Raw genomic sequence first — 13,172 nt, 5'->3', positions numbered from 1 at the left:
GCCGGCCGCTGCATTCGGACACCGCCGGCCAGCTGCCGCTATGGCACTGGCTGTGGGGCCGGCGGTCCCACATAACGGGCGGACGGTCGGATGATCCGGGGATCGGTGGCCTGCTCGAGAATGTTCGCGGTCCAGCCGATCGTGCGGGCCACGGCGAACGTCGGGGTGAACATCTCCCGGGACAAGCCGCACAGCTCCATCACCACGCCGGCGTAGAACTCGACGTTGGTGTGCAGCTCCCGCCCCGGTTTGAGCTCGGCCAGCAGCTCCACCACCCGCCGCTCGACCCGCATGGCAAAGGCGACCAGATCGCCACCGAACTCCTCGGCCACCCCGCGCAGCATCCGGGACCGCGGATCCTCGGTGCGGTACACCGCATGGCCGAACCCCATGATGCGATCGCCGGCGAGGACATGCTCCCGGATCCAGGGATCAATCCGCTCGGGACTGCCGATGGCGTCGAGGGTGTCCAGCGCCCGACTCGGTGCCCCGCCGTGCAGCGGACCGGACAGCGCGCCGATTGCGCCGACCACACAGGCAGCGAGATCCGCCCCCGTCGAGGCGATCACCCGGGCGGTGAATGTCGAGGCGTTGAAGCCATGGTCGATCGTGGCGATCAGATACCGCTCGATCGCCCGCACCTGGCCGGCGGTCGGCTCCGCACCCAGCAGCATCCAGAGATAGTTCGCGGCGAAGGACAGATCGTCGCGGGGCGATACCGGGGCCAGCCCGAGCCCCAGCCGGTGCAGTGCCGCTGCCAGCGTCGGCGTGACCGCCCCGACCACCAACGCGTCCTCAAGGCGGCTGGCCGGATCGGCGTCGTAGAGGGATTGCATGCCGCGGGCGGCGCCGACCAGCGACAGCGCCGTGCGCAGCCCGTCGAGCGGCCCACCATGACGCCCTGACCGCACCAGCGTGGGCAGCACCTCGGCGATCTCGGGTGGTAGGTGGCGCAGCGGGGCCACCCGGGCGACGAAGGCCGTCCTGGCCTCCTCGTCCGGCAGCTCGCCGAACAGCAGCAGATGCCAGACATCCTCCAGGCTGCGGCGCTCGGCCAGCTCGATCGCCGAGTACTGGCGGTAGTGGTAGAAGCCCTCGCGACCGTGGACGTCGCCGAGCTCGGTCCGGGTGACAACCAGCCCCTTCAGACCGGGCGGCGCCTCCCCGCCTGGTGCCCCCGGTGCCGGCGCGGTCGCCGCCTGTGGCGCTCGCGCCGGTGCAGCCGAGGTGTGCGTGCCGGCAGCGTCATCGCGAGGGTCTCGAGCCGCAGCCCGCGTTGTGATCACCATGATGGTTGACCTCCTCGACATCAATGATTGATCCAGTCGTGTCCGAAGTCAACATTGATTTCAGTCAACGTGAACCAGTACACTTGCCCGGAGCGGCGGGAGGGATCGGGTGGACGACGGCCAGGAGCGGCTGACCTCGCGGGAGGTTGCGCGGCGCCTCGGGGTCAAGATCGAAACTGTGTACGCCTACGCGAGTCGTGGGTTGCTGCACAGTCAGCGCGAGCCTGGCCGGCGCGGCAGTACCTTCGACCCCGCCGAAGTGGAGCAGCTGCGCGGCAGCGGGCGCGCAGGCTTGCGTGGCGGTGAGATCTCCGCCTACGCGGAGGCGCGCCCGCCTGTCGAGGTCGTCCCGAGGTTCAACGGAGGTCTGGTTGGCGGCGATGGCGCGGTACGGACGGGTGCCGTCGGTCCGAGCGTTGCCGTCACGGCTGCCAAAGCGTCTGGTGGGTCTGGTGCGGGTGGGGTGGGTCTGTGGTCCGAGAACGATCCCGGTCTGCCGGCGGTGCGTACCCGGGTCACCGTCATCCGCGACGGCCGCCTCTACTACCGAGGCGTCGATGCCGTCGAGCTTGCTGCCCATCGCCCGTTCGAACAGGTCGCCGGCTGGCTCTGGCACGGGCGATTCGAACCGCGGGCACCCTTCGCCGTGCCCGTTGAGCTTGCCGCGATGCTCCAGCAGGTCGGTGCGCTGGTGCCGGCGCGCGCTCGGCTGACCGACCGGCTGCGGATCGCGGTCTCCCTCGCGGCGGCGAACGATCCGCTGCGCTTCGATCTGCGGGAGGACAGCGTCCTGCTCACCGCCCGCACGCTCGTCGCGGCACTCGTGGCTGCCCTGCCGGGGCCCCCGTCCGTCCTGGCCTCCGCGGCCGGTGACGCGGCGCCGCTGGCCGAACGGCTGTGGCAGCGGCTCACCGGCTTGGTCGGCGAGCAGGGCGCGGTGAGCTGCCTCGACCAGGCCCTGGGCCTGCTCGCAGATCACGATCTTGCCGTGTCCACGTTTGCGGCCCGGGTTGCGGCCTCGGCTCGGGCCGATCCATACGCTGTGGTCGCAGCCGGACTCGCCGCGCTGGACGGCCCGCTGCACGGTGGGGCGAGCCGACTCGCCCACCGCCTGATCGCAGAGGTTCTGGCAGGAGACGACGCCGTCGGTGTGCTCTCCGAACGGTTGCGCGCGGGTCAACCGGTGCCGGGATTCGGGCACCCCGCCTATCCTGACGGTGATCCTCGGGCCCGGGCCCTGTTGCAGGCGCTGAGCACGGTGCCGGCTGCGCAGGATGCGTGCGCGGCAGCCCGTCAACTCGTCGAGGCGGCCGGGCGGGAACGCGCCCTGCGCCCCAACATCGACCTGGCATTGGCCGTGCTCACCCTTGCCGCGGACATGCCCGCAGACGCCGGCGAGGTGATTTTCGCCGTGGCGCGGACCGCCGGGTGGTTGGCGCATGCCCTGGAGGAGTACCAGGAACGTCCCCTGCGTCTGCGTCCACGCGGCGTGTACGTCGGGTCGCCGGTGGTCGCGACAGCCTGAGCCGGCCCGCGTCACGGATCGACCGCGGGGGCCACCGCCTGGGGGTACCCGGCGAAGACAGAGCGGGGCACCCGCGAGGAGCGGGTAGTCGCCCGGCCATACTGTGAGCTGCTTCCTCACGTAAGACCCTTTTGCTCACTTTTCGTCCGGCGCGCCACCGCGAGACGGTGGGCATCACGGGAGGCCCCTATGTCCGCACGCCCGCGGCGGCTCGGCGTGCTCGCGACGATCAGTGTGCTGCTGGTCATGCTGGCCGCCTGTTCGGGATCGTCTGCCGGAGACGGCGACCTGAACCTCGTCCACCAGGGTCAGCTGACGTTCGCGACGAGCGCGCCGTTCGACACTCCGTGGTTCGCCGACGGCCAACCGACGAACGGCCGTGGATTCGAAAGTGCCCTCGCCTACGCCATTGCCGCGAAACTCGGCTTCTCCGCAGACCGGGTGCGCTGGACGACCGTGTCACACAACGACGCGATCGCGGCGGGCAAAAAATCCTTCGATATCGACATCGACCACGTGGCGATCAGTCCGCAGCTTCGCGAAAACGTCGATCTCAGCGTCGGCTATTACACCATCCCGCAGACGGTCGTAGCACTGAGGACCTCGCGGATCGCGCAGGTGACCACGTTGGCTGCTCTCCGTGACGCCAAGCTCGGGGTTCGGGCCACCGGAAACGGCCAGGAGACAATCGCCAAACTGATCGCGCCCGTGCAGGAACCTGCCGTCTTTGCCGACACGAACGAGGCGGCCGAGGCGTTGGAAAACGGGCCGATCGACGGCATCGTCGTCGATTTTGTGACGGCCTTCGCGCTGACGCATACCCTTCCGAACGCGTTCATCCTCGGACAGTTCTTCGGCGCGGAACCAGCTGACCAGCTGGGCATGGTGTTCGAGAGGGGAAACCCGCTGGCCCAGAGTGTCGATGATGCGCTTTCCCGGCTCCGTGGTTCCGGTGACCTTCTGCGGATCGCCGGCCAGTGGCTCGGGGCCGAAGCTGGCGCCCCTGCCCTCCAGTAGCTCGTCGCCCTGGGCCCCGGCCCGCAGCGTGCGGCACTTCACCAGGGGAAACACGGCATGTGACGCTTTGTTCGCCCAAAGTGTCCGGTGGTGGCTCGGTGGTCATGCGGCGAGCCGGTACAGAAGAAGATCGGTGCCGGGTTGCGGGACAGGACCATGACAGGGAACGGCCATGGCCGGGCGGCTCGGCCTGGACCGTGGCAAAAATATCGCTACTGCAATGTTGCGAAACGTCCGCCAAACCGTAACCATGTTGGCCCGTGATGACCTATGACGACGTGCTGCAGGTAACGGATCCGGTCGAGCGGGCCAGGCTCGCGGACCAGCTGATGTGGGCGGACCATCCGCGACGTCTGGAACTACGGACCGTACGCGGAATCGCCCTGCGAGAGGCGCTCGACCGAGGCCTGGATGCCGACGATATTGCCAGTCGTCTCGTGGTGACGGTGGCGGACCTGGCCTGGATGGCTGCCCCTGCGTCTCCCGCGGCGGCCTGAACCGCGAGGTGGTCGGACAACGGCGTCCGCCCGCCTGACGCCGCCGCAACGTTCGGCACGAGTGCAAGAATACTCCTTTCGTCTGTTTTGGCCCTTCCCGGGGCGAACCTGTGATCAAATGTTACTAACGCTCTGTTATTGGGCCGGCCGGTAGTTGAGGCTGCGGCCAGCGTGTTGCAGCGGCCATGGCGGCCGTATCCGGCCGATCTCGCCGTTGGCTCTCGGTTGTGACGACATCCGACTGCGTAGCCCTCTGAACTGGTCTTTTATCTCTCGTGGCGATCTGCGTGGGGCGGCGAGGGCGCTTGCCCGCCGACCACATCGCCGCGTAGCCGGCTCCGCTGAACTCTTCACCAGGCTTCTGGTTCCTGGGGCATGCTCACGCACTGTGGCGGTGGCCGGCGGCGAAGATCGCTGTGTGCCGGGTTGTTGGCTCCTCCGGCCGGAGGATGGGCGCCCCTGTCGTCTACCGGCGGTGCGCCGTTCCGCCTCAGGGGGGCGGTCTTGGCGGCCGCCGGCCCCTGGGGTCGAGAGTCTTACGTCGGCGGACGGGCCCGCGGTGGGCGGCCGAACCTTGCGAGCCTGGTCACTGACGGGCGCGGCCTGCTGGGACATGGATGGGGCGTTCATGGCGACGGACGCAACCCGGTCGCGGGAGGCCGCACACCGGGACGGTCGGCCGGAGCGACCTGGCACCCGGGTGGGGCGATGGGGGAGGTTGGTGCGCGCGCTTCGGTTCGTGGAGCGCGGGCGCGGGGCCCACGGACCGGTGCGCCGACATGCCGATCGGGTGTGCGAGCAGGGAGTGCGGACACGCGTAGAGCCTTCCGATACCGGAGGATGGGTGTGGATCCGGGTGGCAGCGGATCGATCGACGATCGGTTCCCGGTAGCGACGGGGAACCGGTGTGCTGATGCCATCAAGATAGTGCAGTCGAATGCGGATGTCGAACTTGCGTTCGATATGGTGTGTGTGGTGGCTGCACTTGAGGAAGTGGTTGTCAATGAGGACCGACTCGGGCCGGATGGGCGATGAACCCGGTTCGATGGAGTCGGGCGGGACCTTGTGTCGCGCGGGTTCGGTGACAGCGTGGAGTCCGTGCACGGGACGCTGGCGGGGCGGGTATGCTAAGGGCCCTCAGGTCGGGTCCGCTGTGTTGGTGGTGGAGTGGAATTGGCTGTCACGGCGGGGACAAAATCTTTCTGGTGTTGTTGAGGTGAGTCGTGAGTACAGGTAAGGTTCTTCGGTTCGACCAGGTTCGTGGCTACGGCTTCATTGCCCCCAGTGACGGCGGCGACGATATCTTTCTCCATGCGAACGATCTGCTTGTGGAAAAACATCTCGTGGTGCCGGGCGTCCTCATGGACTTCAAGGTTGAAGAAGGGGAGCGCGGGCTGAAAGCCAGTGCGGCCCGCATCGTGGGCTCGTCGGCGCCGGAGTCGGCTGTCCCCTCGATCGCGCCGGTGCGGGTTGTCTCGCACGCGGAGGACACTGACGGGCTGTGCGATGTCCTGCCGGTTGGCGAGCTCACCCAGGAGGTGACCGAGACACTGCTGCGGATCGACCCCGCGTTGACGAGCACGCAGATCGTCAGGATCCGCGCCGAGCTCATTCGGATCGCGGAACGTTACGGCTGGGTCGAGAACTGACCCGGTCGCCGTGGAGCCGGCCTGGCCAGGTCGGGGCCGGCACGGTCAGATCAGGACCGTACCGCTCAGGCAGGTGATCGTCTCGCCGGCGACCCAGACGATGCCCTCGGCGTCGGTGGAGATCTGCACCCGTCCGGCGCGGTGCACGGCTGCGCCCTGGCTTGCCGCGTAGGGCGCCTGAGCCCGCCCAGTGCCCAGCAGCCACTGGGCGACAGCCGCGTTCAGGCTGCCGGTCACCGGGTCCTCCACGGTGGCGTCGCCCTGGCCGAGGAAGGCGCGGACCTCGAAGGCCGTGGTCGAACCCGTCGGCCAGGGGCCGACCACGCCGAGGGCTCCGTCGACGTCGTGCGGTCGCAGTGCGAGCACCGCCTCGGCGCTGTCGAGCAGGATGGCGATCCAGCCCGGGCCGTTGTCCGCCCAGACGGCCTCGACGATGTCGTCCGGCGAGATGCCCAGCATCGTCGCGATCCCGGGTAGCCGGGCCGGATCGACGGGACCGGACCGGCGCAGCGGCGGTGCGGCGAAGGCAAGGCCGTCCGGGCCGCGTCGCAGTGGCACGAGGCCGGCGGCGCACTCCTGGACGAGGTGCGTGCGGCTCGCCCCGTCCGGCTGCGTCTCCAGCCAGGCATGACAGGTGCCGAGCGTGGGATGCCCGGCGAAGGGTAGCTCCGTCGACGGGGTGAAGATCCGCACCCGATAGTCCGCCGCCGGTGACGTCGGTGGCAGGACGAAGGTGGTCTCCGAGAGATTGGTCCAGCGGGCGAAGGCCTGCATCGTCGCGGAATCGAGATCGGCGGCGTCGAGTACCACGGCGACCGGGTTGCCCAGCAGCGGCGTGGCGGTGAAGACGTCCACCTGGCGAAACGGTCGTCCCATCGGCGTCCGTGCCGGCAACCGTGCGACCGTCCTGCCGGGCGCTGGTGATCCGCCCGGCGTCCGTGACGGCGACGTTCGGGCGGGGTGGTGGCCGTCCACGTTCGTCATGTCGTGCAGCGTAGTTGGGCTGATCGCGGCGGTGTCGACGCCAGTCCGGCAACCGGACGGTCGGCACCTCGGCACCTCGGCGGCTGCGCGCCCGGTGCTTCCTCGTCTCGACGACTGTACGGCGCTACGTCTGTGGGGCTGGACCGGCGGGTCGACGGCGCCAGGACGCGCCACGCCGGGTCCTGGCCATGCTCGACCGCACCCCCCGCGCGCCACAGCACTGCTACTGTGCGCCACGATCACATGCTGACGGTGATGGTTGGAGGGGTGGCGCGTGCGGGTTCGGAGGTTCGTCGCGTCGGCGACGGGCGCCCTGGCGCTCGTGCTCGGTGGGTCGACGGCGGTCTCGGCAGCGCCATCGGCAGCGTCGCCGCCGGTCGGCGTGGTGCCGGCTCCGGCCGTCCAGCTGCCCCCGGTCTCGCTCGAGACCTGCTCGTCGCAGCTGTATCAGGGAGACGTCCGGCTTGGGCCGGCGAGTCTGCCGCTGCTGGGCGAGGTTGGCCGTCAGCTGTTCTTCTGGTCCCGCACCGGAGACTTTCCGCAACAGCGATTCCTGCAGGTCTTCTGGGATCCGGCCGCCGCCGGCTGGCGCTACCCGCCGCTGGATGGCTTTGTCGTCCGCTCCGACGGCACGCCGGTGAAGGTCGCGACCGTCCTCGCGCCCGGGCAGGAGGTCGATCGGTACGGCGCCGAGGGCGGTCGTTATCTCGCGCCGGCGGACACTCCCTACCGTGAACGCTCGATCCCACCGTCGAGCCTGGTCGACACCCCGGCGGCCGGCTGTGACCATCACGAGTACCGGGTGCTGCGGCCGTTTGCCGTCTACGGCGGACCGATTGCGGGATGGTTCGGGCAGCCGGGCGGTGGCCTGCAGTACCAGCTGGACGGAACCCTCATCCCCGGCGCGCCGGGGCGAGTGGACGTCACCTGGCTGCTGGGCCACGGCTACCTCGCTCGGGAGCGCTGACGGCCTCCGGAGGACGTGCGGAAGACGTGCGGGCCGGAGCCGGACGCAGGGGTGACGGTGGTGTGGGCCGGGCGGCGGTAGGGCGGCCAGGCGGCGGTCGGACGGAACGCAGGTAGCAGGCCCGAGCCTTCGGATTCTGTGTTAGTTTCTATCCGCATCTGCGGATGAGATATCGGCCCTCGATCCGCAGATGCAGGAATCTGGCAGAGGCCGGGGCGGTGGGACGAGGGATATCGAGCAGCCACAGACCGAGCAGGTCGGTGCCGTGAACCGGCGCGGCGTCGCCGCGCCCGCAGGTAGCCACCGGGCGGTGCTGGGGCTCCTGCTGGGCGTCGTCCTGTTGTCGTCATCGGCGTTCGGGGTGCTGCTGCTGATGGGGCCGTTCGTGAAGACCCTCGGCGGCACCGAACAGACCTACGGGGCGCTGTGCGCCGCGGCGGCGATCCCGACCGCGATCGCGCTGGCACTGCTGCTGCGCCATCCCCGGGCGGTGCCGCCGAACCTGCTGCTCGCCGCGTCCTGCCTGGTGTACGCCGCAGCCGCGGTGCTGGCGGCCGACGTGCACGCGCGGGGGGCGGCGCTGGTGGTCGCGGCGATCGTGCTCGGCACCGCCTGGGCGGTCACCTACACGGCCGCTCCGATGATCGCCTCCGATCTGTCCGATGATCGCACCCGTGCCACGCTGATCGGCTACGCCACCGGGACCATCCAGGCCGGTTTCGGCATCGGACCGGTGCTCGGCAACGCGCTGCGCGACGCCGGCCTGTCCTACCAGCAGGTCTTCCTGGTCGGCGCGGGCCTGGCGCTGGGGGCCGCGTTGCTGGTCCTCCCGTTGACGGTGCAGCTGCGGCGGCTGGCGGTCGTGAACGCCGCCCGAGCCGAGGCCGCCGCGTCGGCATCGGGGCCGGGAACAGTCCCGTCCGCCCACGAGGCCGGCTCCGCTGGCCCGGTGGACGGCGTCCACGCCGAGGACGGGGACTTCCGGCGGATGCTGCGCTCGCCGAGCGTCGTGCCGTTGACGATGGTGCTGCTCAGCGCCTGCGTGTTCACCACGATGAACAGCTTCCAGACCACGTTCGCCGACAGCCGGCACCTCGACTTCGACGTGTTCTACGTGACGTACACGATCGCGGTCATCGCGGTCCGGCTGGGCCTGGCCCGGATGCTGTCGGACAGCGCGTCCGACCGGGTGGTCGCCATCACCACCATCGGGATGACGGCCGCGTCGGTGGCCTTCGTGTTCGTCGGATCGAGCACGGTGCTGTACTGCGTGGCTTCGCTGCTGCTCGGGTGCACCTACGGGCTGGGGCTGCCGGCGTTCCAGGCACGCGCGGTCAACCTGGCCGGGCCGGCCGAGCGGGTGCGGATGCTGCCGATGGCCGGGCTGCTGTTCGAGGTCGCGATCCTCGCCTTCCCGATCGTCGCCGGCGCGGTCGTCGACGCCTACGGGTACCGGGGTCTGTTCGTGCTGCTCATCGGCATCACCAGCATGGTGACAGCGCTCGGTCAGATCCGTGGGCAGGCCGGGCAGGCGGTGGACCCGGCATCGGCCGATGGGTCCGGTGCGGCCGGTGCGGTTGGTGCCGAGGTGGCAGCGGGTCCGGTCGGCCACCCGACCGGTGCGCGGCAGGGCTGAAGGGCAGGGCAGGCAGATGTACTTCAGTTCGGACTATGCCCAGGCGCGGCGACGCTTTCTCGCGGCGGCGGCCGAGCGCGGCGCGCACGTCGAGTCCAGCACGTTGGACGGGCTGCGCGGCCCGTCCGGCGAACCGCTGAGCACCGACGTCGCCCGGATCGGTGCGGCCGCGGGGCCGGCGGTGCTGGTCCTGGTCAGTGGTACCCACGGTACCGAGGGGTTCGCCGGGTCCGCCTGTCAGCTGCGGGTGCTGCGCGAGACGTCGTGGCCGGACCTGCCGATCGTGTTCGTCCACGCGCTCAACCCGTTCGGTTTCGCCCACCGCCGTCGGGTCAACGAGGACAACATTGACGTCAACCGCAACTTCATCGACCACGACCGCCCCCCGGCCCCCGGCGGCTACGGCGAGCTGCATGACGCCCTGCTGCCCGGCGACTGGGACGGCCCCGCCCATGCCGCGGCCGACACCGCCCTGTTCGCCCACGCCGACCGGCTCGGTCTGCGTGAGGTGCAGCAGCGGATCACCGGCGGCCAGTACACCCATCCGGACGGGCTGTTCTACGGCGGCGCGGCGCCGAGCTGGTCGAACCGCACCTGGCGCGGCATCATCCGCACCTTCCTCGCCGGCTACGAGCACGTCGCCTACGTCGATCTGCACAGCGGCCTCGGCACCCGCGGTGCCGCCGAGCCGATCTTCCGTGGCGGTCCAGATCCGGACGCCCCGCGCCGCGCCCGTGCCTGGTACGGCGACGGCCTCACCGACTCCGACGCGGGCACCTCCAGCTCGACGCCGATCGGCGGCAACTCCGCCCGCGCCCTCGTCCAGGAGCTCAGCGACCCGGGGTCCCTGGCCAGCACCCCGGAAATCACCGCCATCACCTGCGAGTTCGGCACCCAGGACGGTCTGACCGTGCTGCGCGCCCTGCAGGCCGACAACTGGCTGTGGCAGCAGCGCGAGCCCGTCGCCGACGCCGTGCGCGCCCATATCGGCGAGCTGGTTCGCGACGCCTTCAACCCCGACGACCCCCGGTGGCGCGCCGACGTCCTCGACAACGGCCTGGCCACCGTCACCCGCGCCGCCACCGGCGTCCGTGCGGCGACGGTCGGGCTCGGGCGCCCCTGAGGATCCGTTGGGTGCCGAACCGGTCGTAGAGCTGGCCGTAGGTGCCGAAGGGCAGGTCCCGCAGGTCCCGGAGGTCATGGGCCCTGGCTACCCGGCGTGGCAGACCGCCGACGGGCCTGCCCGGGGCGTCCCGACCCGGGCGCTGACGGGACCAGCCGGGTCGGGACGGGACCGCCAGCGGGTCAGCGTGCCGGGATCGGTGCGGCGCCGGTGGCCCGGGGGGTCGGGCGGGAGACGGCCTCGTGCTGGGCGCGAGCGACGGCAGCGGCCTGCGCGGCGGCGACGACCTGATGGTCGAGTCGGCCGTCGGGAAACAGCGTGGTGACCAGGCGTAGGTCGGGCAGCGGGTGCAGACCGCGGGCCCGCAGATCCCGCACCGCGTCGGCAAGCACCAGGTACGAGCGGTCGTCACCGGCGGCTGACACATCGCTGCCGGACGGCCCGACGTCGACGGTGGACGCGACGAGGACGACATCCGCGCCGAGGGCGGTGAGCTCGGTGAACAGGGCGTGGACCAGGGGGGTGGCGCCGGTCCAGACGGCGCCTGTGGTGTGCACGAGCACGGCCGGGTCGGTGGTGGTGCTGGCGGACACGACCGAGTGGATGTGGCCTTCGGGTAGCAGCGACCGGCAGCGGATCTCGACGTGGTGCCGCCGGGCCCAGTCGACGGCGCTGTGGTGCAGGACCTTGGCGCCGTGGCGGGACATGGTGATCATCGTGTCGTAGTCGACGGTGCCCAGGGTGCGGGCGGCGGGGACCAGCCGCGGATCTGCGGTGCAGATCCCGGGAGAGTCGGAGAAGATCTCGCAGGCCGAGGAGGCCAGGGCGATGGCGGCGGCGATCGCGGACAGGTCCGAGCTGTTGCGACCGAGCATCACCGGCCGGCCGGTGGCGTCCAGGGCCTGTCCGCCGGGGAGGACGAGCACCGTTCCCGCAGGCTGACCGGCCAGGTGGGCGACGATCGCGGACGGATCGATCGCGCGCAGCTCGGCGCTGTGCGGCTCACCCGCGCCGAGCAGGCCGGTGTCGGCGGGGCCGAGGGGCAGCGCGGTGAGGCCGGCGTCACGCAGGGCGGCGGTCATCACCGCGACGTTGACGGTCTCGCCGGCCATGAGCGCCGCGGCGAGCAGCTCCCGGTCGGGATCGGGGCTGACGGCCCGCATGGTCGCGGCCAGCCGGTCGGTTTCTCCGGCAACGGCACTGACCACCACGACCGCCTGACCCCGGTACGTGCCGTCGGCGCCGGCTGCGCCCCCCGTGCGCAGCCGGTCGGCGACATAGGTGGCGATCTGGCGGTGTGCGCCGGGAGCGGCGAAGGCCGCTCCGCCGAACTTCAGCACGAGCACCTCGGTCAGCGCCACCAGGGCATCCCGGCGGCGAGCGAGACGATCTGGAGGGCGTTGAGGGCCGCGCCGACGGTCAGGTTGTCGGCGACGACCCACATCCACAGGGCACAGGGATCATCGGGATCGGCGCGCACCCGGCCGACGTGGACGAGCCGGCGCTCGGTCGGCGAGGAGCAGACGAAGCGCGGCATCGGGTAACCGTCCGCCGGACTGCCGCCAGCACCGGTGTCGCCGTAGACACGCAGCTCGGGGGCGGTGCGCAGGGCGGCGCGGGCGTCGTCGGGGGAGACGGGTGCGGTGAACGTGACGTGCACGGCCTCGGAGTGGCCGTTGATGACGGCGACCCGCACCGCGGTCGCGGCGACCCTGAGCCCGGGCAGGTCCATGATCTTGCGCGGCTCGCGGCGCAGCTTGCGTTCCTCGTGGGAGTGGCCGTCGTCGTCGCGCATCCCGATCTCGGGGATCAGGTTGAACGCCAACGGCGGGCCGAACCTGCCGGGGGTGGGGTCGGCCGGGTCGGCGCCGTCAAGCAGGCCACGGGTGGTCTCGGCGAGCTGCTCGAGGCCGCGCAGGCCGCCACCGGAGGCCGACTGGTAGCTGGACACGATCACCCGCTCGAGCTCGCCGACGGTCCGCAGCGGGTGCAGCGCCCGCACCAGCTGGATCGTCGAGCAGTTCGGGTTGGCGACGATCCCGCGGGCCGGCCGGGTGGCCAGGGCCTGCGGGTTGACCTGCGGGACGACGAGCGGCACGTCGTCGTCCATCCGGAACGCCGAGCTGTTGTCGACGACGAGCGCGCCGGCCGCGGCGACCTTCGGACCATACTCGCCGCTGATCGCGGCGCCGGCGCTGAACACGGCGACGTCCACCTTGGCCGGGTCGAACTCCTCGAGCGCGACCACGGGCTCGACCTTCAGGTTCAGGCCGAACTCCGCGCCGAGAGCACGTCCGGCCGACCCGGCGGAGGCGACCGGCACCACCCGGTCGACGCCGGGGACCAGGCCCGACTCCAACAGGGTCAGGCATTCCCGGCCGACCACCCCCGTCGCCCCGATGACGGCGATGTCCACGTGCGATTCCCCCTGGTAGCTCGAATGTGATGGGCGGCGTGCGGCGGGTGCGCGCAACCGTGCCGGGCG

General features: G+C 71.0%; 11 protein-coding genes. 7 read left to right on the top strand and 4 right to left on the bottom strand.

Going from position 1 to position 13,172, the window contains the following annotated elements:
* Window positions 1-38: 38 nt before the first annotated feature.
* Window positions 39-1,289, bottom strand: coding sequence for a citrate/2-methylcitrate synthase (locus ND747_RS06455; protein ID WP_251732545.1), 1,251 nt, complete (start codon window positions 1,287-1,289; stop codon window positions 39-41).
* Window positions 1,290-1,398: 109 nt separating this feature from the next.
* Here ND747_RS06455 and ND747_RS06450 point away from each other — a divergent pair, with 109 nt between their 5' ends.
* The 4 genes from ND747_RS06450 (at window position 1,399) to ND747_RS06435 (ending at window position 5,977) form a co-directional block, all read left to right on the top strand.
* Window positions 1,399-2,814, top strand: a complete 1,416-nt coding sequence (locus tag ND747_RS06450; protein ID WP_251732544.1) for a citrate/2-methylcitrate synthase — start codon at window positions 1,399-1,401, stop codon at window positions 2,812-2,814.
* A 216-nt stretch (window positions 2,815-3,030) separates the two neighbouring features.
* Complete coding sequence (locus tag ND747_RS06445; RefSeq protein WP_251732543.1) at window positions 3,031-3,831, top strand: ABC transporter substrate-binding protein; 801 nt, start codon at window positions 3,031-3,033, stop codon at window positions 3,829-3,831.
* 263 nt (window positions 3,832-4,094) lie between these two features.
* A complete protein-coding gene (locus ND747_RS06440) occupies window positions 4,095-4,328 on the top strand; it encodes a hypothetical protein (protein WP_251732542.1) in 234 nt (77 codons plus the stop codon).
* 1,223 nt (window positions 4,329-5,551) lie between these two features.
* On the top strand, window positions 5,552-5,977 hold the full coding sequence (locus ND747_RS06435; protein ID WP_251732541.1) for a cold shock domain-containing protein: 426 nt from the start codon (window positions 5,552-5,554) through the stop codon (window positions 5,975-5,977).
* 45 nt (window positions 5,978-6,022) lie between these two features.
* Here ND747_RS06435 and ND747_RS06430 read toward each other — a convergent pair whose 3' ends face one another.
* Window positions 6,023-6,853, bottom strand: a complete 831-nt coding sequence (locus ND747_RS06430; RefSeq protein WP_251732540.1) for a PhzF family phenazine biosynthesis protein — start codon at window positions 6,851-6,853, stop codon at window positions 6,023-6,025.
* Between the two features lie 382 nt (window positions 6,854-7,235).
* On the opposite strand from ND747_RS06430, the gene ND747_RS06425 reads away from it, so the two are divergent.
* The 3 genes from ND747_RS06425 (at window position 7,236) to ND747_RS06415 (ending at window position 10,687) form a co-directional block, all read left to right on the top strand.
* Window positions 7,236-7,928 (top strand): TNT domain-containing protein, encoded by a 693-nt coding sequence (locus tag ND747_RS06425; RefSeq protein WP_251732539.1) that lies wholly within the window; start codon window positions 7,236-7,238, stop codon window positions 7,926-7,928.
* Between the two features lie 265 nt (window positions 7,929-8,193).
* Window positions 8,194-9,564 (top strand): MFS transporter, encoded by a 1,371-nt coding sequence (locus ND747_RS06420; RefSeq protein WP_251732538.1) that lies wholly within the window; start codon window positions 8,194-8,196, stop codon window positions 9,562-9,564.
* Window positions 9,565-9,580: 16 nt separating this feature from the next.
* Entirely contained in the window at window positions 9,581-10,687 is a 1,107-nt protein-coding gene (locus ND747_RS06415; RefSeq protein ID WP_251732537.1) for a M14 family metallopeptidase, read from the top strand.
* Window positions 10,688-10,869: 182 nt separating this feature from the next.
* Here the strand turns inward: ND747_RS06415 and ND747_RS06410 are convergent, their stop codons facing one another.
* Window positions 10,870-12,048 carry a hypothetical protein gene (locus ND747_RS06410; RefSeq protein WP_251732536.1) on the bottom strand — a complete coding sequence of 393 codons (1,179 nt, stop codon included), beginning with the start codon at window positions 12,046-12,048 and terminating at the stop codon, window positions 10,870-10,872.
* Window positions 12,039-13,103 (bottom strand): aspartate-semialdehyde dehydrogenase, encoded by a 1,065-nt coding sequence (locus tag ND747_RS06405; protein WP_251732535.1) that lies wholly within the window; start codon window positions 13,101-13,103, stop codon window positions 12,039-12,041. The genes ND747_RS06410 and ND747_RS06405 overlap by 10 nt, the downstream gene beginning before the upstream one ends.
* Window positions 13,104-13,172: the final 69 nt, after the last annotated feature.

The organism is Frankia sp. R82, from assembly GCF_023716925.1.
GTDB lineage: Bacteria > Actinomycetota > Actinomycetes > Frankiales > Frankiaceae > Frankia.
The sequence above is the reverse complement of the archived record's forward strand: the minus strand, read 5'-3'. Positions and strand labels throughout refer to the sequence as shown.

Excerpts from the sequence above, each read along its gene's own strand:
- ND747_RS06455 (WP_251732545.1), bottom strand. The coding sequence starts at position 1,289 with ATGGTGATCACAACGCGGGCTGCGGCTCGAGACCCTCGCGATGACGCT.
- ND747_RS06440 (WP_251732542.1), top strand. The coding sequence starts at position 4,095 with ATGACCTATGACGACGTGCTGCAGGTAACGGATCCGGTCGAGCGGGCC.
- ND747_RS06430 (WP_251732540.1), bottom strand. The coding sequence starts at position 6,853 with ATGGGACGACCGTTTCGCCAGGTGGACGTCTTCACCGCCACGCCGCTG.
- ND747_RS06415 (WP_251732537.1), top strand. The coding sequence starts at position 9,581 with ATGTACTTCAGTTCGGACTATGCCCAGGCGCGGCGACGCTTTCTCGCG.